Genomic DNA, 19,356 nt, shown 5'->3' on the forward strand with positions numbered 1-19,356 from the left:
GATGAAGGAAGGGTTCGGCACCCATGTCGAGCATTGATCCGGTACGCCCGTCGCAGGACCTCGTCTGGCTCCTCTCCGGGCTCGTCGACCGCGTTCCGGACACCCGCAGCGCCCTGCTCCTATCCTCCGACGGACTACGCAAGGCGGCCCACGGGCTCGACACCGACGGCGCCGACCACTTGGCCGCCGTCGCCTCCGGCATGTTCTCGCTGGCCCGCAGCGCCGGGGTCCGGTTCGGCGGCAGCGAGGTGGTTCGGCAGGTGGTGGCCGAGCTCGCCGACTCGCTGCTGTTCGTGTCGGCGGCCGGCTCCGGCGCGGTGCTGGCGGTGATCGCCGGCAAGCAGGCCGACCCGGGCGTGCTCGGGTACGAGATGGCACAGCTCGTGAAGAGCGTCCGGCCGTTCCTCGCCACCCCCACCCGGCACGAGGCCGACTTCCCGGTCGTGGTTCCCGGCCGGTGATCGTGACCGGCTCGGACGACGAGCAGTGGTTCGACGACGCCGCGGGGCGGCTGATCCGGCCGTACACCGTGAGCAACGGCCGGACCGAGCCCGCCCTGCGGATGGAGCTGCTGTCGATGGTGATCGCCACCGGGCGGCCGGTGCACAACCAGCTCGGCCCGGACCACGCACTGGCGCTGGGCCTGTGCGACGAGGCGACCTCGGTCGCCGAGATCGCCGCCCGGCTGCGGTTGCCCGCCGTCGTCACCAAGATCCTGCTTTCCGACCTCGTCGACTGCGGTGCCGTGGACACCCGTGCGCCCGACCCGTTGGCCGACGCCACCAACCCGGCGGTACTGGAGACCATCCTCGATGCCCTACAACGACGGCTCTGAGCATTTCCCGGCCGCGCTCAAACTGCTCATCGCGGGCGGTTTCGGCGTCGGCAAGACCACGTTCGTCGGCGCGGTCAGCGAGATCGCGCCGCTGCGTACCGAAGAACTGCTCACCATGGCGAGCGTCGGCACGGACGATCTCTCCGGTGTGGAGCGCAAGTCGACGACCACCGTCGCGATGGACTTCGGCCGGATCACGATCAGCGCCGACTACGTGCTGTACCTCTTCGGCACGCCCGGGCAGGAACGCTTCTGGTTCATGTGGGACGAGCTGTGCAACGGCGCGATGGGTGCGGTGGTGCTGGCCGACACCCGGCGCCTCGAGGACTGCTTCGCGGCCGTGGACTTCTTCGAGTCCCGGGGGATCGACTTCCTGGTCGCGGTGAACCAGTTCGAGACCGCTTTCCGGTACGACGCCGGCGACATACGCGGCGCGCTCGACCTCAAGCCGCAGATCCCGGTCATCTTCTGTGACGCCCGGGACCGCAAGTCCGCCGTCGGCGTGCTGATCAGCCTGATCCGCTATCTGCTCGACACCCGGGCCGACGAGCCGAGCCCGCCGGTCGCGGCGCTGTCCGACCGCCCATCCCTCGACAACGGAGCGCCCGCATGATTTATGAATTCTCCGGCCACCAGCCCCTGACCCCCGTCGACCCCGAGGTCACCAAGCGGCTGCAGCGGCTCCACGAGCTCGGCCTGGGCGAGCAGCCGGTCCCCGAGTTCGACGAGTTCGCGCGCCGGATCGGCGAGGTGACCCGGGCCCCGTACGCGATGGTGAACTTCATCCGCGAGGACCGGCAGTATTTCGCCGGGCTGCATGTCGCCGACGCTCCCGCCGGGGCGGGCAGCACCGCGCAGCCCGGCCGGGTGATGAGTCGCGACCACGGCTACTGCCCGCACGTGGTGGTACGCCGCAAGGCGCTGGTCCTCGACGACGTCTGCGATTACCCGCGGTTCGCGGGCAACCCGGTGGTCGACGAGATCGGCATCCGGTCGTACCTCGGCGCGCCGTTGATCGACCGCACCGGCACCGCACTCGGCACGATCTGCGTGGTCGACGTCGAGCCACGCCCGTGGGGCCGGGCCGGCCTGGAGACCATCAAGTCACTGGCCGCCGACCTCGTCGACCAGATCAACTCGCTGCAGCGCTGACCGGCCGGCGAGTTGCCACTCTTCGCGCCCGGGCCAACTCGCTCGCGCGTCGGCCAGCCGCTCGGGCCAGAGCCTCTGCCATCGCGCGGATCAGCTCGCCCGCGCACCGGCCAGCCGCCCGGACCAGAGCCTCTGCTGCTGGCGCCCGGATCAGCTCGCCAGCGCACCGGCCAGCGGTTCGCGCCGCTGTCCCTGCTGACGCCCGGATCAGCTCGCCAGCGCACCGGCCAGTGGTTCGGAGCGCTGGCCGGATCAACTCGCTCGCGCGTTGATCTGGGCGGCCAGTCGCTCGGACCATTGGCCCTTGCCCTGGCCCAGGGCCATCTCGGCGAGGCGGAGGAGCTGGACGTCGGAGGTGCCGGCGGGCGCGAAGATGTGGTGCGCGTCCCGCAGGTACCGTTCGACCGGCCGGTCCAGGTAGAGCCCGCTGGCGCCGTGCACCTCCATCGCGTTGCGGGCCGTGTCGAGCGCGTACTCCACGTTGATGAGCTTGGCGTTCATCAGCTCGGCGTCGCACGGCAGCCCCTGGTCGAGCAGGTGCACGGCGTGGTACGCGGCCAGGCGCGCGGTCATCAGCCGGGACTGCATCTGCCCGATCTTCAGCTTGATCGACGGCAGGGCGGCCAGCGGCCCGCCGTACCGCTGGCGCTCGGCGGCGAACCGGGTGGTCTCCTCGACCAGCGCCTGGTGGATGCCGAGCGAAACCGCGGTCAGGTTGGGCCGTCCATAAAGGATGCTCGACGAGTACGCCACCGCCAGCCCCTGGCCTTCCGCACCGAGCCGGTTGGCCGCCGGCACCCGGCAGTCCTCCATGATCAGCTCGCCGAAGCTGAACCCGTGCAACCCCATCGACGGCCGGTGCTCGCCCAGCCGGAACCCGGGCCGGTCGCTCTCGACCAGGAACGCCGACAGTCCGGTCGAGCCGTCACCGGTCCGCACCACCACCCCGTGCACGTCCCCCACGTGGCTGTTGCCGACGAACACCTTGCGCCCGTTGAGAACGTAGTCGTCGCCGTCGCGGACCGCCGTGGCCGACATCCCGAGCACGTGACCGCCGGACTCGTCCTCGGTCACCGCGATGGTCGGCAGGCTGTCGCCGGCGGCGATCGCGGGCAACCAGGCGGCCTTCTGCTCCTCGGTGCCGAAGTGCAGAATCTTGGCCACGCCGAGCTGGGAAGCCTGGGCCATCGCGCCCATCGCGCCGCTGACCCGGGCCAGTTCCTCGATGATGATCGTCTTGGCCAGGTGCCCGAGACCCAGGCCGCCGTGCTCACGCCCGATGGTCACGCCGATCCAGCCCTGCTTGGCGATCAGCCGCGAAAGTTCACTTTGGACCGTACGCGACTGCTCCATGTCAACCAGCCGCCCGCGCACCTCGGTCTCCGCGAATTCCCTTACCTCCCGGCGCAATCCCTCATGGCGTTCGGTCAGGAAGTAGGCGTCCACAGAAACTCCTCGCAACGGGGGACCGGGGAACGGACCGTGGCCCTCCGTGGCCGTCTCTGTCCACTGAGTACAGTACGTTTTGTGGCTTAAAAAGACAATTGCCTGACCTATTACGGTCCAGAAACTTGGACACGACCGATCCGGCCCCCGCCCAGCGATTTGGGCGGGGGCCGGATCTCGTCGCGGCAGGGGGCGAGGCGCGAAACGAAACAGTTTCGTTCACTCGGCGGTCGGCGCCCGCCCACCGGCGAACCTGAACGAAACTGTTTCGTTCACACAGCACCCAACGCCCGCCCACCGGCAAGCCCGAACGAAACTGTTTCGTTCACACAGCACCCAACGCCCGCCCACCGGCAAGCCCGAACGAAACTGTTTCGTTCACACAGCACCCAACGCCCGGCCATCCACCCACTGACCCTGAACGAAACGAAACAGTTTCGCTCACTCGACGACCGGCCAGACCAAGGCGCCGGTCGCGACAGCGCGGTGCGGCGTCGGACCGGAGGAGGCGGGTGCTCTACTCCTTCGCCGCGTGGCGGGGCACGGCTCCGGCCCGGCTGCGGGCGACCGTTCCGACCAGCTTGGCCGCGTCGGTGCGGCGCCGGCCGGCGACCGGGCGGGCGGTCGACTGCGGCGGCGGGGCCAGCTCAGTGGGAACGGTCACGGTCGCGGTGACCCCTTGGCCTTCGGAGGATGCGAGTACGACCCGGATGCCGCGCTGGGCCGCCAGCAGCGCGACGACGAAGAGTCCGAGCCGCGCGCTCTCGGCCGGGTCGAATCCCTGCGGTTCGGCCAGGCGGCGGTTCGCCTCGTCCAGGGCGGACGGTGTCATTCCCAGTCCCTGGTCCTCGATCTCGATGACGACGCCGTGGGTGACGCGCTGGGCCGAGACCCGCACGGAAGTGTCCGGCGCGGAGAAGGTGGTCGCGTTCTCCAGCAGTTCGGCCACGAGGTGGCCGATGTCGGTCACGGCCCGCTCCGGGATTTCGGCGTCGGCCACCGTGCCGGTCACGATCCGGCCGGCGTGCTCGACCTCGCCGACCGCCCGGGCGATGATCCGGTCGAGCGGTTCGGGGCCGTTGCTGCGCCGGGTGCGCGCCGAACCGGCCAGGATCACGAGGTGTTCGGCGTTCCGGCGCATCCGGGCGGCCAGCTGCTGGGCCTTCACGACCGCGGGCTCGCCCTCGGCCGTGTCGGGCTGGGCCAGGGCTTCGAGCTGCCGGCCGACCAGGGTCTGGTTACGGCGGGCGATGTTGAGCAGAACCTTGTTCATGCCGGTACGCAGCTCCGCTTCGACCGCCGCGGAACTGATCGCGCTCTGGCGTACCTCGCCCAGGGCCGCCCCGACGTCGGCGATCTCGTCGTCCCCGAGTGCCAAGGGCGGCGTACCCCCGTCGAATTTTTCCCCCGCCCGTGATCGCCGCACCATCTCCGGCAGCTGACGGTGGGCGAGGTCGTTGGCCGCCGCGCGGAGCACCGACAGCCGCCGGACGACCGAGCCGCCGACCCGGGCCGACAGCAGCAGTGACGCCAGGATGGCGAGCAGGCCGAGCAGCCCGGAGACGGTGAACCGGAGCACGAGGCGGTCGCGGGCCGCGGTGGCGAACTCGACGGCCTTGTCGTAGCCGTCGGCGAGGAACGCGTACAGCCCCTGGACCGCCGGGGTGAACGTGGCCCGCCACACCTCGCGGGTGATCCGCACCGGCTCGCCGGGGCCGCCCTCGCCGATGATCCGGTCCTCGGCGCTGTGCAACGCGTTGAAGGCCGGTCCGGTGAGCATGCTCTTGAACATCGCCTGGTCGGGTGCGGGCAGGGTGGAGGCGGCGGCCGGGAACTGGAAGCGCAGCCCGCCGACGATCTCGATCAGCTGCCGGTACTCCCCCGGGCCGAACCGGCCGGCGGTGATGGCCCCGGTCAGCAGTGCGTCCTCCTGGTAGAGGAGCTCGCCGGCCCGGCGCAGGCCCACGGAGGTACGCATCACCCGTTCCACCAGCGGATCGCTGGAGACGGCGGCCGCCGTGGACACGCTGAAGGCGTACCCGATGATGCCGTTGAATCCGCTGAGCGCCACGGCCCGGGTGATGTCGCGGGTGTCGACGCCGGCCCGCAGCAGCACCAGCGAATCCCAGGTCTTGACCATGTCGGCGATCCGGGCCCGGGTGATGTCGGCCGAAACCCCGCTGCCCCGATAGTCGCGCGACAACCGCCGGAATTCGTCGAAGGCGGCGTCGGTCGCCCGGCGCCGGTCGCGCAGCGCGACGATGTCTCCGCCGGGCACGGCCAACATCTCGACCGACTGGCTGCGCTCGGTCTGCAACGCGGCCACCAGCCGATCACCGGGCACGATGACGTTCCCCCGGTTGTCGTACGTGGCCATCAACGCCGTCGCGTCCGCCACCGAGCCCTTGACCTCCCACGTCCACAGAGCTGTGAGCGCAACCACGGGCGCCAACAGGACGAGGATGATCTTCGAACGGATGGATCGAGGTTTGCTCCGCATTGAGACCCTCACTCCGGCCAGGTTGTGATCTGGGATCGCTCCCAGAAGTACTTACCGGCCACTGACCTCGGATCAAAACCTTTCAATAGTGTCCGAAACCCGACAGTGCGTCGTTCGCCCCCGGATTCTCGTCCCGCCCGACGAGGCAACGACGACGAAGGCCGTGGCGCTGAACGTCCACAGGGGCCCGCACCCGGCGTAGCGTGCCCCGGAGGCATGAGCATCGATGGAGGTGGGCGTTGACTCCGAGATCTCGCGGTCACGGAGGCGGCGGCAACGACGAACCGCCGTCCGGCGGCCGCGGACGCCGGGGCCGGGGTGGTCGGCCGGGCAGCGTGCAGCGGGGCGAGGCCGAGGCCCGCGAAGCGTTCCAGGCCGGGCGGCCCACGGCCGAGGGCGGCGGAACCTCCGGGTCGCGATCGGCGGCCACCGGACAGCCGCGAGGCGTGCCGCACGGATTCCGCGACTTCGGTGAGTTCCGGGACTTTTCGAGCCGGTTCCGGGACCGGATGCGTGCCGTCTACCCCGACCTGGACATGGGGTTCCAGGGCAGTTCGGTCACCGGACGGAGCGCGGAGACCGGCGACCCGTTCGACCAGGACCGGGTCAGTGATTACGACATCGCGATCAGCGGCGACTCAGTCAATCGAGCGGCTCGTGAGCACGGCGTGGAGTTCCGCGGCGACGACGTCTCGACCGGGCCGCTGCAGGAGCATGAACTCGAACGCCTCGGGCTTGACGACATTGTCGACGATGCGTCGGCCGAGGCGGGTCGTACGGTGCACGTCATGATCTTCCGTACGATCGAAGAAGCCGCAGGCCGCAAGCCGACCATCAAGGTCTGGTTCTGAACGGGAAGCCACCATGATCTACGACGTTTACGGATACGCCGAGCCCAGCCTCGGCGACCAGCCCGGCCGGCTCGCCCGAGCCCTCGGCGTGGAGTGGGTCAAGCACGAAAGCGACTATCGCGGTGTCTACTTCGCGGCCCGCCCCGCGACCGGCACCGGCAAGCTCCGGCTGCAGTCCAACGACCTGCGCGACGGCGACGTCGAATATTACGAGAAGCCCGACTTCCCCGAGTGCCGCTACCTGCTGTTCGTCGACAAATTCGAACGGCCCGATGAGGTACGGGCGCAGCTGGCCCCTCTCCCGCAGTGGCGGTTCCTCCAGCGCCACGTCGTCGGATAGCGGCCGATGCGGCTGGTCAACACTCGAACGCAACGCTTGGCCACGGTCCCGTACCGGGCGGCCGGCGCGGGCGGCGTCCCGCAGAACGTGCGGCTGTGCGTCGAGCGGCTGACGGTCGACCAGCTCCCGGCCGGCTGTGACGCGCTGCTCGCCGCCGGTGACCTGCAGGGTGTCGCTTCGTCTCCGCTCGGCGGGGAACCGGTGTTGCTCGGGATCGCGCTGGCCGACTATCTGCAGGTGTGGGCGGAGAGCGGGCTGCTGCCGCCGGTGGATCGGGTCGGCGTGCTGCTCACCGGCGATCTGTATTCCGCGCCCGGCGCCGACCGGCGCGGCGCTTCGGGCGCGGTCCTCGACGTGTGGCTCGCCTTCGCGGCCGCGGGCTGCCCGATGGTGTACGGAGTGGCCGGCAACCACGACGAGGTGACCGCCGGGCAGGTGGCGGAGCTCGGCCCGGACGTCGCACTGCTCGACGGCGACCGTCGTGCCTTCGGCGGCGTCACCGTCGCCGGGATCTCCGGGATCGTCGGCGACCCCGGGCGTGCTCTGAGGCGTACGGAAGAGGATTTCGTCTCTCTCATCGGGAAAGTCATCACGTCGCCGCCGGATGTCCTGCTCCTGCACGAGGGGCCGGTCGGCGACCGCATGGGCCAGCTCGGCCGGGACGCCGTGCGCAGAGCACTGGAACGGCGGGCGCCGGCCTTGACGCTGTGCGGGCACGTGCACTGGGAAGAACCGGTTGCCGCCCTCGGCGACGGACACATCGTCAACGTGGACGCCCGGGTGGCCGTACTCACTGTCTGATCCATTTGTCCTGGTCGTTGTACACTCCGGCGCATGTCCGAGGTTTCCGACACCCAGGCCTTCCTGGATCCGGACGCGTCCCGCGAGTACCTGCGCTCGTGGAAAGAGAACATCGACCGCACCGCCGCTCGGGCTGCCGAGATGAGCGAGCAGATGGAACGGCTGCGCGTCACCACGCGGGATCGGAACGGCCTGGCCGAGGTCACCATCGACTCCGCCGGGGTGCTGGTCGGTCTGAAGCTCACCGACCGCATCCGCGGTTTCGAACCGGCGGTGGTAGCGCGGGCGGTGATGAGCGCGCTGCGCGAGGCGCGAGCCACGGCGGCCGACCGGGCCCACGACATCGCGGTCGAGACGATGGGCGCGGACTCGCTGTCGGCGCGCACCACGGCCGATCGGATGCGGCAGACGCTGGAGCGGCCGGACGGCGACAACGATCCGGGCGAGCGGGGTGACTGAGGTGCCGGACGCCTTCCAGGTCGACTCGTCGCAGCTGGCCCGGCACGCCGCCAACGTTCGCGCGGTGCGTGACCAGCTCTCGGCGATCAAGAGCGCGAGCAGTGCGATAACCCAGGACGACAGCGCGTACGGTCTGCTCTGCGGCTGGATCTCGGCGATTCTCGAGCGCCGGCACGCCGGTCAGGACGAGCTTTACGCGTACGTCGAGGAGAACCTCGACCTGCTGGCCGACGCCGTCGAGGCCACCGGCCGCGACTATGACACCGTCGACGGCGACGCGCAGAAGTCGATCCGGGCCGCCGGCGGACGGCTCTGACCATGGTGTCGAATTCCTCGCTGGTGGCGACGTCGACGACCACCCGGACCGCGTACACCGGCATCTCGCTCGCCGACGGTTTCCAGGGTCTCCACCAGTCGGTGCGGAGCGGCAGCTGGGTCGACGGCGTTCTGGCCGGCGGCTCCCTCGTGGCCGACGCCGCAGCGACCGTGATCGACCCGTTCAGCGCCCTGCTGGCCAACGGTCTGGGCTGGGCCATGGAGCACTTCGATCCGCTGCGCGACGTGCTCGACAAGCTGTCCGGCATGCCGGACAAGGTCGCCGCCCACGCACAGACGTGGGGCAACATGGCCGGCGCGCTGCGGACCATGGCCGCGGACCTCCACTCGAGCCTGGCCGCCGACCTGCCCGACTGGGACGGCGTCGCCTCCGAGTCCTACCGCTCGATGATGGCCAACAATGTGGACGGGCTGGGCGGTCTGGCCGTGCTGGCCGACACCATGTCCGCGGCCACCCAGGCGGCCGGCAACCTGGTCCAGTTCACCCGCGACATCGTCCGCGACCTGATCTGCGACCTGGTCGCCCGCGTGATCGTGTGGGCGGCCGAGGCCATCTTCGTGGTCACCATCCCGGTGGTGACCGCCCAGATCATCGCGGCGGTGGCCAAGTGGGGCGCCCGGATCTTCGGCTACACGGGCGCGCTGATCAGCAGCCTGGAGAACCTGACCGCCCTGATGGAGGGTTGAGCTTCCCTGCCCTCGCCATGGGGCAATGGTGATCAAAGGCCTTCGCACGCCTCAGCCGGCCTGCGGGCGGATGGTGCGGGGTCAGCGCCCACGCAGGTGATCGGCCAGGTCGGTCAGCTCCGGCACCTCGCGGGCCTCCTCGAGCGCCTCCTGCAAGATCTTGTCGTGCACCGGGGCGGCGGACGCCAGCAGTGTGCGGCCCTGCGTGGTCAGCTCGGTGTAGATACCGCGCCGGTCGTCGGGGCAGATGCAGCGGACCAGCAGGTTCCTGTTCTCCAGCCGGGTCACCAGCCGTGTGATGGCGCTCGGGCTGAGGGCCGCCGCGCGTCCGACCTGCTGCATACGCATGTGCCAGCCCTTTTGGCGGCTGAGCGCGTCCAGCACCGTGTATTCCACTACGGAGAGCTCGAACTGAGCACTGAGAGCCTTTTCCAGGGCCGTCTCGATGCGGCCGTGCAGGGCGGCCAGCCGACGCCAGCCCTGCGCCCTGATCTCGACGGCGGCGTCGTCCGCGACTCCCATGCCGCTCCCCTCCCCGGGCTCGCACGCAATTGCCCGCGTGTGCAATCAGTGTACGAGATGACCGTGGTGGCGCTACCACCACGGCGGGAAGGCCGGCCCGCCCGGCGTTCCACATCATGAGACGCGGGAGGGTGTCGAGACTCACAGGAGGCGGGGATGATCAATCACTGACGTGGCAAGTCATCTTCCTGTCATACGGCGGTAATGCCATTGCGGTCAGGCTGCACGGAAAGGCATTGCGACGCCAGTCCGGCCCGGCCTATTTTCGCTGCTAGGGCAAAGGCAATTCCGATTGCCGGACGGGGGCTCGGCCGCATTCATGAACGGGACGCCATTCCTGGCTCGGTGCGTCAATGCTGCAAACATCCGCATCACGTCGCGCGTCGGAAGGATGCGTCATGAATCATGACGGCTGGGCCGCCGCCGTGTCCGAAGACGCGCGAACGGTACCGACGGAATCGTTGAGTGGAGCCTTCTCGCCGCGCTCCGGCGGTGAGAACGAAGCGCACATCCGAATGCTGGCCGAATCGGAGACCGAGCTGCCGCCCATTCTGGTCCACCGGCCGACGGGGCGCGTGATCGACGGCATGCACCGGCTGCGCGCGGCCCGGCTGCGGGGGCTCCGCCACATCCCCGCCCGCTTCTTCGACGGGACCGAGAGCGAGGCGTTCGTCCTGGCGGTCCGCAGCAACGTCACCCATGGGCTGCCGCTGTCGACGGCCGACCGCCGGCAGGCGGCGCGCCGGATTCTCGCGTCCCACCCGCAATGGTCCGACCGTGCGGTGGCCGAGGTGGCGGGCCTGTCGGCGAAATCCGTGGCGGCGCTGCGGCCCGCGCTACCGGTGGTGACGGACGAGCCGGTGGCGCGGCTGGGCCGCGACGGCCGCGCCCGGCCACTGAGTACGGTTGAGGCCCGGGAGCGGGCAGGCCGGTTGCTTCTCGACAATCCGGACGCCTCTTTGCGCGAGGTCGCCCGCCGCACCGGCATCTCGCCGGGAACGGTCCGAGACGTCCGGCGACGCCTGAAGCAGGGCGAGGACCCGGTGCCCGCACGCCAGCGGGCCGGGGCCGGCGAACCTACGCCGGAATACGTCCCCCGGACGGGCGGCGCGAGCTCGGTGCGCAATGTCGTCGACGAGCTCTCGGTGTCGCTCGATTTCCTTGCGGCGGACCCGGCGCTGCGCTACAGCGACAGTGGCCGCGTCCTGCTCCGCCTGCTCGGCGCTCACCTGACCCTCGGCCGGCGCCGGACGGACCTCACCGCCGCGGTACCGACGCACTGCCGCCCCGCCCTGGCTCGAGCCGCGCGGGCTTGCGCGCACCTGCTGACGACACTGGCCGACGGCTTGGCGGAGAGCCCGCCACTCTGATGCCTCCGGGCACCGGGTGTGCAACTGCGGAACGGAAGCACTCGCCGTACGTCAGGTTTGCTTGCGCCGGAATCCAGCGTGCGCAATGATTGTGCGCGACGTATAACGGCGCACACATACCCACGGAGGTACGACATGCCCCTCGGGCTTCTCGCCTTGGCGTTGGGCGGGTTCGGCATCGGGCTCACCGAGTTCGGGATCGTCGGCCTGCTACCCGAAGTGGCCGCGGACTTCGACGTCAGCAGTCAGGTGGCCGGCTACCTCGTGTCGGGCTACGCGCTGAGCGTGGCGGTCGGGGCACTCGCGCTGACGGCAGCGATCACCCGCTTCGACCGCAAGAAGGCGCTCCTGGGCCTGATGTTGCTGTTCATCGCCGGCAACCTGATCTCCGCTGTCGCCCCCACCTACTCGGTGCTGTTGACCGGCCGGATCGTCGCCGCGCTGTGCCACGGCGCGTTCTTCGGTGTCGGTGCGGTCGTCGCGGCCGAGATGGTGCAGGCCAACCGCAAGGCCGGCGCCATCTCGCTCATGTTCGGCGGCCTCACGCTGGCCAACGTGCTCGGCGTCCCGCTCGGCACCTTCCTCGGCCAACAGCTCGGCTGGCGTTCCACCTTCTGGGCGATCACAGTCATCGGGGTGGTCGCGATCGCCGGCATCGCGCTGCTCGTACCGACCACGGCGGACATGCCCGAGACCAGCCTGCGCAACGAACTCGGCGTCTTCGCCCGGCCACAGGTGTGGGTGTCGGTGGCGATCAGCGTCCTGGCCTTCGGTGGCGTGATCGGCGGCTTCACCTACATCGCCTTCACGCTCACCGAGGTGACGGGCTTCGCCACCGGCACGGTGCCCTGGCTGCTCGTGCTGTTCGGCGCCGGCACCTTCGCCGGGAACTACGTCGGCGGCAAGGCGGCCGACCGTGCCCTGAACAAGTCACTGATCATCAACCTCGCACTGCTCGCCGTGGTCCTCGGCGGCTTCGCGCTGACCGCGGAGAGCAAGGTCGCCACGATTCTGTGGCTGTTCCTGATGGGTGCGGTCGGGCTCGCCACGGCGCCCGGTCTGCAGCTTCGCACCATGCGGTACGCCCAGGACGCGCCCACGATGGCCTCCGGCGCGAACATCGCCGCTTTCAACGTCGGCAACGCCCTCGGCGCCTGGCTCGGCGGCCTGGCGATCGGCGCCGGCTTCGGCTATGTGTCCCCGCTCTGGGTGGGCGCGGGCGTCGTGGCGGCCGGGCTCGTCGTTCTTGCGGGCGGCACGATGGCGCCACAGCGCCGCACCGCGGACGTCGAAGCCGTACCGTCCGGCGCCGTGAACTGACACCCGGCCCCACGCGGCCGCCCTTGGGGCGGTAGTTCACGCGCAGCGCCCGAAAAGGCGTCGGTAACGCATACCCGGGAAACAATTCCGGGAATGCATTGCCGACGCCTTTTATTTTCTCGGCGACTCGGCGCGGCGCGGAGACTCAGGTCACATCATTGCGCCACTCACGCCGGACAAAGCACATTGACCATTTCGCCGTTCACCTCTTCAATGGAAATGCGGGCGACGTCGCCCACATCTTCCCGGTCCATTTTCCGATTGCGTCAGCCTGCGTCGATCACGCGGGCTGAATCGCACTTTCCTGGAGGACCAGTTGAATCGGCGCGAAGAATTCTCCGCGAAAACCCCGCAGCCAAACCCGGACCAGGACGTCCCGGAGTCGCTGCGCCGCGCGTATCCCCGCGGGCATGCCGTCATCGCGCAGGCCGCGGGCGTTCTACGGGACCTGTCCGAGCTCACTGACATCGAGATTCACGCCGACCGCCTGCACCTCGTCCCCCGCGACAACGGGCCGGCGGTGGACGTCCCGTTCGACATCACGGACATCACACCCCGCGGCGGCACGTTCGACCTGCTGCTCGACCACGACCGGCAGACCGTCTTGAGCGTCGGAGTCACCTCCGGCGGAGACACAGCCGGCGACCGGCAAGCTCTGGACGCGCTACGTCCCTGGTACCAGCTCGTCGAGGGGACTCCGGAACCAGCGGCCGGCGCCCAGGTGCTGGGCTCCCGGCGTACCCAGAGTTTCCTGCGGAACATCCTTGACCGGCCCGGCCTGAGCGTGATCCACCCGCCGGTGCGTGCGGCGGCTCGCGCCGCCGCGCGCTCGCAGGGCGGCGACCCGGCGGCGCTGCGCCACCTCCGGCAGGCGGCCTGGGAACTGCGGCGCTGCGGCCTGGATCCCGCCCTGCTGGCCGAGCTGGAGGAGATCACGGAGCTGGCACAACGGCTGCGGCGTGGTGCCCGGCCCGTGCTGGCCCTGCGCCGGGCACCACGCGCCACGATCCTGACCGGGTTGGGCCGCGACGACATCGAATCGCTGCGCCGCGTCTTCGCCGACCCTGCGACGCTGGCCCAGCTGAACCCCGCGCATGCGATCGACGTGGCGGCGGTGCCCGTCCTCCCCCGCGAAGAGCTGCTGCGGCTGGCCGAGGAACTGCGGGAGCACGAGTTCGTCGCCGCCTTCCTCACGGCCGGGCCGGCGGGCTCGCCGGTGCTGGTGCCCACCAGCCTCGAGGACACGGCCCAGCTGATCCGCTCCCTCTCGCGGGCGAACGCCTTCCTGTTCACGCGGGAACAGGCCAGACGGATGGATCTCGCGGTGCCGGAGTACCTGCCGCAGACGCAGAGCGGCCGGGTGGCCGGTTTCTTCCCGGGGCTGGGCAGCCGGGCCGCGCACCGCGACCTGGGCCGGGCTCTGCTCGACACCGGCCTGGCCGAGGTCACCGCCGTCTACGAGCAGGCTGCCCGGGCGCTCGGCCTGGACCGGCCGGAGCAACTGCTGCCGGAACCGCGGAACCTGCCCGGAAGCCGGATGGCGAGGCAGGGCTTCCTCGGCGCCGCGATGCTCGTGCACGGCCTGGCCCTTGACGCGTGTCTGCGTGCCCGGGCGGCCCGCGACGGCGTGCCGCTGCACTTCGCGGCATACACCGGGGAAAGCTTCGGCATCATCACCGCCGCGGTGGCCGGCGGCGCCCTCACCGTCGCGGACGGAGCCCGGCTCGCGCAGGCGTTCACCCCGCTGATGCTGCAGGCGGCCGAGGGGGTCACCGACGGTGGCCCGGTCGAGCGCGAGATCGCGTCGTATCTGCCCGAGGCGGTCCGGGGACGCCCGCTGGTCCCCGAGCCATACCACGTGCTCGGCCTGACCGCTGACCCGGACCACCTCGGCGCGCTGATCGACGACATCGAGGCGGTCTATCCCCGCACCGATGTGGAGCTGCACAAGACGTACTCATGGCGGCAGGTCAACGTCTATGTCCGCGCCGGGGCCCGGGAATCGTTCGGAGTCTTCGTACGCAGATTCCCCTCCGCACGATTGCGGGAACTCAAGGAACCGACGACTTTCCTGGCGCACGCACAACGAATGCGGCCCGCCCGGCAGGCACTGGAACGATGCCTCGAGGTCTACGGCATCGAGTTCCGCCGGCCGCGCGTGCCGATCGTGTCCAACAGCGGCGCAGGGCTGCTGACCACCGCCGCGGAGGTGCGTGCCGGCGTCCTTGCCATCACCGACGAGGTCATGGCCTCGCGAACGACCGTGCAGACCCTGAGCGACCTGCGCCCCGACCTGATCATCGAGCTGGGGCCCGGCGGCAAGTCGTTGCAACTGCTGGCCGACAACGACGTCGACCTACCCCTGCTGGCCTGGACGGGCGCCGCAGACCAGGCCGACCTGCTGCTGTCCTCGGTCCGGCTCGTGCACGAGGTCCTCGCCGAGCTGGAAAAGCTCTACAGCACCGGCGACCAGCTCAACGAGCGCCACCACGAGCTGCTGCGCGAGCTGTTCCGGCTGGCGGCGAAGGACGAGTTCAGCGAGCGCTATCTGGTGCGGACCGTGGGCCGCGTGATCACCAACGAGATGCTGCATCCGCACCGCGACGGCGCCTCGGCGTTCTACCGCTTCCTGGAGGTCTTCCAGCACACCCGCCAGCATCGCGGCGACGTGGACGCCAGCGGTGGCGAACTGGTGCTGCACGCGCGGATGAAGAAGGACATGACCGCCGGAGCCGGCGCCGCGCCGAGCTATGCCGAACTCACCGTCCTGGATGCCACCGGCGCTGTCACCGACCGCCGCACCACCGACGCGCCGCAGCCCGAGGCTCTGGTCTTCCACTTCGACCGGCTCTCCGGAGTCGGCTTCGCCGAACTCGCCCGCCAAACCCGCACGCTGCTCGACGGCCAGCCGCTCGCCCGGCAGATCTACGACCGCGAGCTCAGCCGGCTCGGGATCGACGACGACAGCTTCCTCACTGAGCCCGGCGCGCCGGCGCCCACCCTCGATCAGCTCGCGGTCGCCTACCTGCTTTACCAGTACGTCCTGTTCCAGGTGCTGCGCCTGCACCGGCCGGCGATCTTCGCGCACGACTTCTACATCGAAGGCAGCGACCCGATGGGCTGGCTCGTCGCCCTCGCCGTGGCCGACGCGGTCACGGTTCGGGACGCGGTCGCCCTCTACCGGTCGTACCTACGTGGTGACGGCCCCGGCCCGGACCTGGACCGGGTGCTGACCGGGCTGCGCCGGCCCGGTCGCCCCGTCATCTCGCTGGATGGCGTTCCCCTGCAGTCGACGAAGGATCTGGAGGCAGCCACCCGTGTCGTCCTCGCTCGCTGACGCGCTCCCCACCATCAACCTCAACGGCAAGTGCCAGGTCGTCTCGCTCGGGTCCGCCCTGGAGCCCGGGACGACGCATGCGGGCCCACACCAAGTGAAGATCATTTCAGTACGGGACCCGGCCGGCATCTGGCGCAAACGCGTCAATCCCGCCCTCGACGATTTCGAGGAACGCTCGACGCTGATCCTCACCGAGGAGCACGAGAACGTGTTGCGGCAGGCGCAGGGCCGCCGGCTGCTGAGCAGCACGGTCAACGCGTACGTACACGCACGCGAACGGATCGTCGGCTTCGGCCAGGGCGGCAGCGAATCCATGACGATCTTCATCCGCAAGGACGGCCACGACGCCATCACGGTACGCAAGATTCTCAGCGAGGCCCTGACCACCGCACGCTGGGATCCGGCCGGTACCGGCGTCATGTTGCCGCCGTTCGCCAAGGCCCGCAAACAGGCGGAGTTTCTGCAGGGCCTGCCCGAGCCGGTGCGGCACAACTTCCCTCTGGTGTACGACGTCGAGGAACGCCGGATCCCGTCCACGGACGGCACCCATCGCGAAGTGATCTACGAGATGAGCTATGTGGACGGCGAGGAGGTCAGCCGGTTCATCGAGCGGAACTCGCCGCCGGCCGCGGTGACCGCCCGGCTCTACGAGGTGATCATCCGGACGCTGCACGAGAACATCCACACGGTCCACCGCCTCCCCGCGCCCGGCGACACCCTGGAGACGTCCTACTTCGCCAAGATCGAGGAGCGGCTGAATCTGTGCCGCCGGACCGCCCCGGCCACCTTCAACGGGGATCTGCTCGACACCGAGGAGATCGTCATCGACGGGCGTCCGTACCGCAACGCCGGACCGCTGCTTCGCGCCTTCCGCGCCCGCGCCGACTACCGGCGGATCCTGGAACCCCGGTATCACTCGCTGGTGATGGGCGACACCAACACGGAGAACATCAAGGTCGCCGACACCGGACCTCTGCTGCGGGCCCAACGACTCATCGAAGCCGGCGCCCCCGCCGACGAGGTGACGCAGGCGCTGGAAGCCATCACCGCGCACAGCGTGGGCATCAAGTTCCTCGATCCTCGAGCGATCGGATACCAGGGCGAGGGCAAACAGACCCGCGACGATCCCATGTACGACAACAAGCCCTGGCACAACTCGATCGGCCACTACGACGAGATCCACTACGAGCAGTTCGACCTGCGGGTACGGACGGGCGGCGGCCGCACACCCGACGTCAGCATCATCTTCCGCGACGGCAATCCGTACCAGCGCGCCTACCGGATCCGGGACGTCACCGAGGCCGACGAGCCCGTCGACCAGGCCCGGCCCGACGGGATGGAGGACCACTTCGCCGGCGTGATGACGCGGGCGTACGGGCTGGACCGGCCGCATCCGCCGTTCCTCGACCAGGATCCGTACTGGCTGATCCGATTCGTGTTCATGATGGGCACCCACTTCACGGCCATGCCGCCGTTCCACTTCCAGGCCGAACTGGACGGGACGCTGATCGACACCTTCCAGACCCAGCGCCGGCCGGTGGCCATCTACTGCATGGGGATCAAGTGGCTCAACTGGGCCCTGCAGATGCTCGAAGGCACCCGCACGACGTTCCTCGGCCTGCCCGTGCCGCCACTGCCATGGCACAACGACGGAAGGACATCGCGATGATCCGCCCCGGCCTGACCGTGGAGTCCCGCATGATCGCGACGCCGTGGAGCCGCATCGTCCGCGGCATCGGCCTGGGCCAGTACCCGATCGACCACGACCCGGTGCTCGCCGCCCGGCTCCGCGAGACCGTCGACCAACTGGCCGCGCGTGTTCCCGGTGACGCCTACACCAGCTTCGCGCGGCGTACGACCAACCTCATCCTGAACGTCACCGAAGCCGGCGGCCGCCTCCCGTTCCCGCGGCTCGAGGCCGATCTCGACGCGGTCCTCGCCGAGCTACGCACGGTGCGAAACCCCTACTACCGCGTCACGGGTGGCGCCATCCTGCTCGATGCCCTGGCCAAACTGGAGGTACCGCGGCGCCTGATCATCGGCGGCGGCCGCGATCTGCCCGCCGAGGTCCTGGCCGGCGTCGACGAGATCGAACCGGACCGGATCGAGGACGAGAACAGCGGGCGGCACGGCGACTACGAGAGGCTGTCCGCGTACACGGCCGCCTTCCTCGCCCACGGGCAGTGGGACCTCGCCGGCCGGCTGACGGAAGGACGCAACTACGTCAGCGAGGCCCTGCATCTTCTGGACAGCGTGCCGGCGCCGTTCTTCCGCGGCCGGGGCGGATCGATGCTGCTGTCCGTGGCTTATCTGCTCGGGTACGGCGAATTGGTCAAGGCCGGCGGCCGTGACTGGATCGCGGAGACCCTCGACCACCTGGACCGCGCGGACGAACTGAACCTGCCACCGGCATTCCCGCAGCCCATGTCGCCGGCCTTCGGCAAGATCTATCCCCTGTTGACGATGCTGAACACCGTCGCCATGAGTGGCATCGGAGCCCATCTGACCCACCGGCACGACCGCCTCGCCGAGCTACGGGCATTGTGGGGACAGATCACCCCGGTCGAGCGTACGCACATGGGCCTCTATTACCTCGTCGCTCTGCACAACCTGGGCCGCCTGCGCGACGAGATCCCGGACGTCCGCGCTTTCGTTACCGCCCTCGTCGGCCAATGGCGTGACATCGACCCCGGTGAGAACTACTTCCTGCACGGCATCGCCTACCCGTACCTGATCATGACGGCCCTGTTCACCGGCCAGCGCGAGCTGATCACCGAGAGCATGGTGGACCGCTTGGTGGATTCCTTTCCCAGCCTGGACCGGACCGACACGGACCGGATCAATCGACCGTACCCATTCGCCTATGCCATAACCGCGTTGAGCGAGCTCGGCGCGACCGACCGGCTCTTCGCCCCGCACCCCCGTTACGGCGGCAGCACCCCGATGGCCTGGGTCATCGGCCAGCTGCCGGCGCAGCCGAGCAGCCGGCTCTACATGCTCGACCACGCGCTGATCAGCTCGGCCCTGCGAATGCGGGGCGCCGCCGCGGGGCAGACCGGCCTCTATCAACGGTTCCGCTTCGATCGTGGCCTCTTCTCGGTGAGCTGAGGCGGCGTTGATCCCCCGGTCGTCCGCGCGGGCGACCCGCGCCCGCTCCGATCCGAGCTTCTCCCCGATCTCGAGTGATTGCCGGTACGCATTCAGCGCGGGCCCGGACCGCCCTTCTTTCCGCAATCCGCAACGCATCGCCCATCCGGTGCAGGGTCGCAGCCTCGGCGAAGGCGCATCCCAGCCGTTGGAACGCCTCCCGCGCCGCGCGGAACAGGGCGATCGCGCGGCCGGTCTCGCCGAGGTTCAAATAGGCACAGCCCAAATGGTGATGCACAGATTCTCGGCGTCC

18 protein-coding genes are annotated in these 19,356 nt (G+C 69.7%); 15 read left to right on the top strand and 3 right to left on the bottom strand.

The annotated features are described in order from the left end of the window. Window positions 1-23: 23 nt before the first annotated feature. From ACGFIO_RS31270 to ACGFIO_RS31285, 4 genes are read left to right on the top strand one after another with little or no spacing between them, the layout of a single operon-like run. On the top strand, window positions 24-461 hold the full coding sequence (locus ACGFIO_RS31270) for a roadblock/LC7 domain-containing protein (protein ID WP_392831491.1): 438 nt from the start codon (window positions 24-26) through the stop codon (window positions 459-461). Then, complete coding sequence (locus tag ACGFIO_RS31275) at window positions 458-835, top strand: DUF742 domain-containing protein (RefSeq protein WP_392831493.1); 378 nt, start codon at window positions 458-460, stop codon at window positions 833-835. Before ACGFIO_RS31270 ends, ACGFIO_RS31275 begins: the two co-directional genes overlap by 4 nt. Next, complete coding sequence (locus ACGFIO_RS31280; RefSeq protein WP_392831496.1) at window positions 813-1,448, top strand: ATP/GTP-binding protein; 636 nt, start codon at window positions 813-815, stop codon at window positions 1,446-1,448. The genes ACGFIO_RS31275 and ACGFIO_RS31280 overlap by 23 nt, the downstream gene beginning before the upstream one ends. Then, entirely contained in the window at window positions 1,445-1,987 is a 543-nt protein-coding gene (locus ACGFIO_RS31285) for a GAF domain-containing protein (RefSeq protein WP_392831498.1), read from the top strand. Before ACGFIO_RS31280 ends, ACGFIO_RS31285 begins: the two co-directional genes overlap by 4 nt. 252 nt (window positions 1,988-2,239) lie before the next feature. On the opposite strand, the gene ACGFIO_RS31290 is transcribed toward ACGFIO_RS31285, so the two are convergent. Further along, a complete protein-coding gene (locus ACGFIO_RS31290) occupies window positions 2,240-3,433 on the bottom strand; it encodes an acyl-CoA dehydrogenase family protein (protein WP_392831501.1) in 1,194 nt (397 codons plus the stop codon). A gap of 517 nt (window positions 3,434-3,950) precedes the next feature. Then, window positions 3,951-5,876, bottom strand: coding sequence for a nitrate- and nitrite sensing domain-containing protein (locus tag ACGFIO_RS31295; RefSeq protein WP_392831568.1), 1,926 nt, complete (start codon window positions 5,874-5,876; stop codon window positions 3,951-3,953). Window positions 5,877-6,172: 296 nt separating this feature from the next. On the opposite strand from ACGFIO_RS31295, the gene ACGFIO_RS31300 reads away from it, so the two are divergent. Genes ACGFIO_RS31300 through ACGFIO_RS31325 form a run of 6 tightly spaced genes read left to right on the top strand, consistent with a single transcriptional unit; the run spans window position 6,173 to window position 9,407 of the window. Further along, on the top strand, window positions 6,173-6,784 hold the full coding sequence (locus ACGFIO_RS31300; protein ID WP_392831503.1) for a hypothetical protein: 612 nt from the start codon (window positions 6,173-6,175) through the stop codon (window positions 6,782-6,784). 13 nt (window positions 6,785-6,797) lie between these two features. After that, a complete protein-coding gene (locus ACGFIO_RS31305; RefSeq protein ID WP_392831505.1) occupies window positions 6,798-7,124 on the top strand; it encodes a hypothetical protein in 327 nt (108 codons plus the stop codon). Window positions 7,125-7,130: 6 nt separating this feature from the next. Continuing rightward, entirely contained in the window at window positions 7,131-7,925 is a 795-nt protein-coding gene (locus ACGFIO_RS31310; RefSeq protein WP_392831508.1) for a metallophosphoesterase, read from the top strand. Between the two features lie 33 nt (window positions 7,926-7,958). After that, complete coding sequence (locus ACGFIO_RS31315) at window positions 7,959-8,384, top strand: YbaB/EbfC family nucleoid-associated protein (protein ID WP_392831511.1); 426 nt, start codon at window positions 7,959-7,961, stop codon at window positions 8,382-8,384. Continuing rightward, complete coding sequence (locus ACGFIO_RS31320; RefSeq protein ID WP_392831514.1) at window positions 8,377-8,700, top strand: hypothetical protein; 324 nt, start codon at window positions 8,377-8,379, stop codon at window positions 8,698-8,700. Before ACGFIO_RS31315 ends, ACGFIO_RS31320 begins: the two co-directional genes overlap by 8 nt. Before the next feature lie 2 nt (window positions 8,701-8,702). Beyond that, window positions 8,703-9,407, top strand: a complete 705-nt coding sequence (locus ACGFIO_RS31325) for a WXG100 family type VII secretion target (protein WP_392831516.1) — start codon at window positions 8,703-8,705, stop codon at window positions 9,405-9,407. 81 nt (window positions 9,408-9,488) lie between these two features. Here ACGFIO_RS31325 and ACGFIO_RS31330 read toward each other — a convergent pair whose 3' ends face one another. Next, window positions 9,489-9,929 carry a MarR family winged helix-turn-helix transcriptional regulator gene (locus ACGFIO_RS31330; protein ID WP_392831519.1) on the bottom strand — a complete coding sequence of 147 codons (441 nt, stop codon included), beginning with the start codon at window positions 9,927-9,929 and terminating at the stop codon, window positions 9,489-9,491. A 398-nt stretch (window positions 9,930-10,327) separates the two neighbouring features. Here ACGFIO_RS31330 and ACGFIO_RS31335 point away from each other — a divergent pair, with 398 nt between their 5' ends. The 5 genes from ACGFIO_RS31335 (at window position 10,328) to ACGFIO_RS31355 (ending at window position 19,064) form a co-directional block, all read left to right on the top strand. Further along, complete coding sequence (locus ACGFIO_RS31335) at window positions 10,328-11,299, top strand: ParB/RepB/Spo0J family partition protein (protein WP_392831521.1); 972 nt, start codon at window positions 10,328-10,330, stop codon at window positions 11,297-11,299. Window positions 11,300-11,434: 135 nt separating this feature from the next. After that, complete coding sequence (locus tag ACGFIO_RS31340) at window positions 11,435-12,619, top strand: MFS transporter (protein WP_392831524.1); 1,185 nt, start codon at window positions 11,435-11,437, stop codon at window positions 12,617-12,619. Between the two features lie 316 nt (window positions 12,620-12,935). Further along, complete coding sequence (locus tag ACGFIO_RS31345) at window positions 12,936-15,956, top strand: hypothetical protein (protein ID WP_392831527.1); 3,021 nt, start codon at window positions 12,936-12,938, stop codon at window positions 15,954-15,956. Between the two features lie 94 nt (window positions 15,957-16,050). Further along, window positions 16,051-17,625: a hypothetical protein gene (locus tag ACGFIO_RS31350; protein WP_392831529.1), complete on the top strand. Its 1,575-nt coding sequence runs from the start codon at window positions 16,051-16,053 to the stop codon at window positions 17,623-17,625. After that, window positions 17,622-19,064: a hypothetical protein gene (locus ACGFIO_RS31355; RefSeq protein ID WP_392831532.1), complete on the top strand. Its 1,443-nt coding sequence runs from the start codon at window positions 17,622-17,624 to the stop codon at window positions 19,062-19,064. Before ACGFIO_RS31350 ends, ACGFIO_RS31355 begins: the two co-directional genes overlap by 4 nt. Window positions 19,065-19,356 lie beyond the last annotated feature (292 nt).

Origin of the sequence: Actinoplanes sp. NPDC049265 (genome assembly GCF_043197135.1) — a bacterium.
Taxonomy (GTDB): domain Bacteria; phylum Actinomycetota; class Actinomycetes; order Mycobacteriales; family Micromonosporaceae; genus Actinoplanes.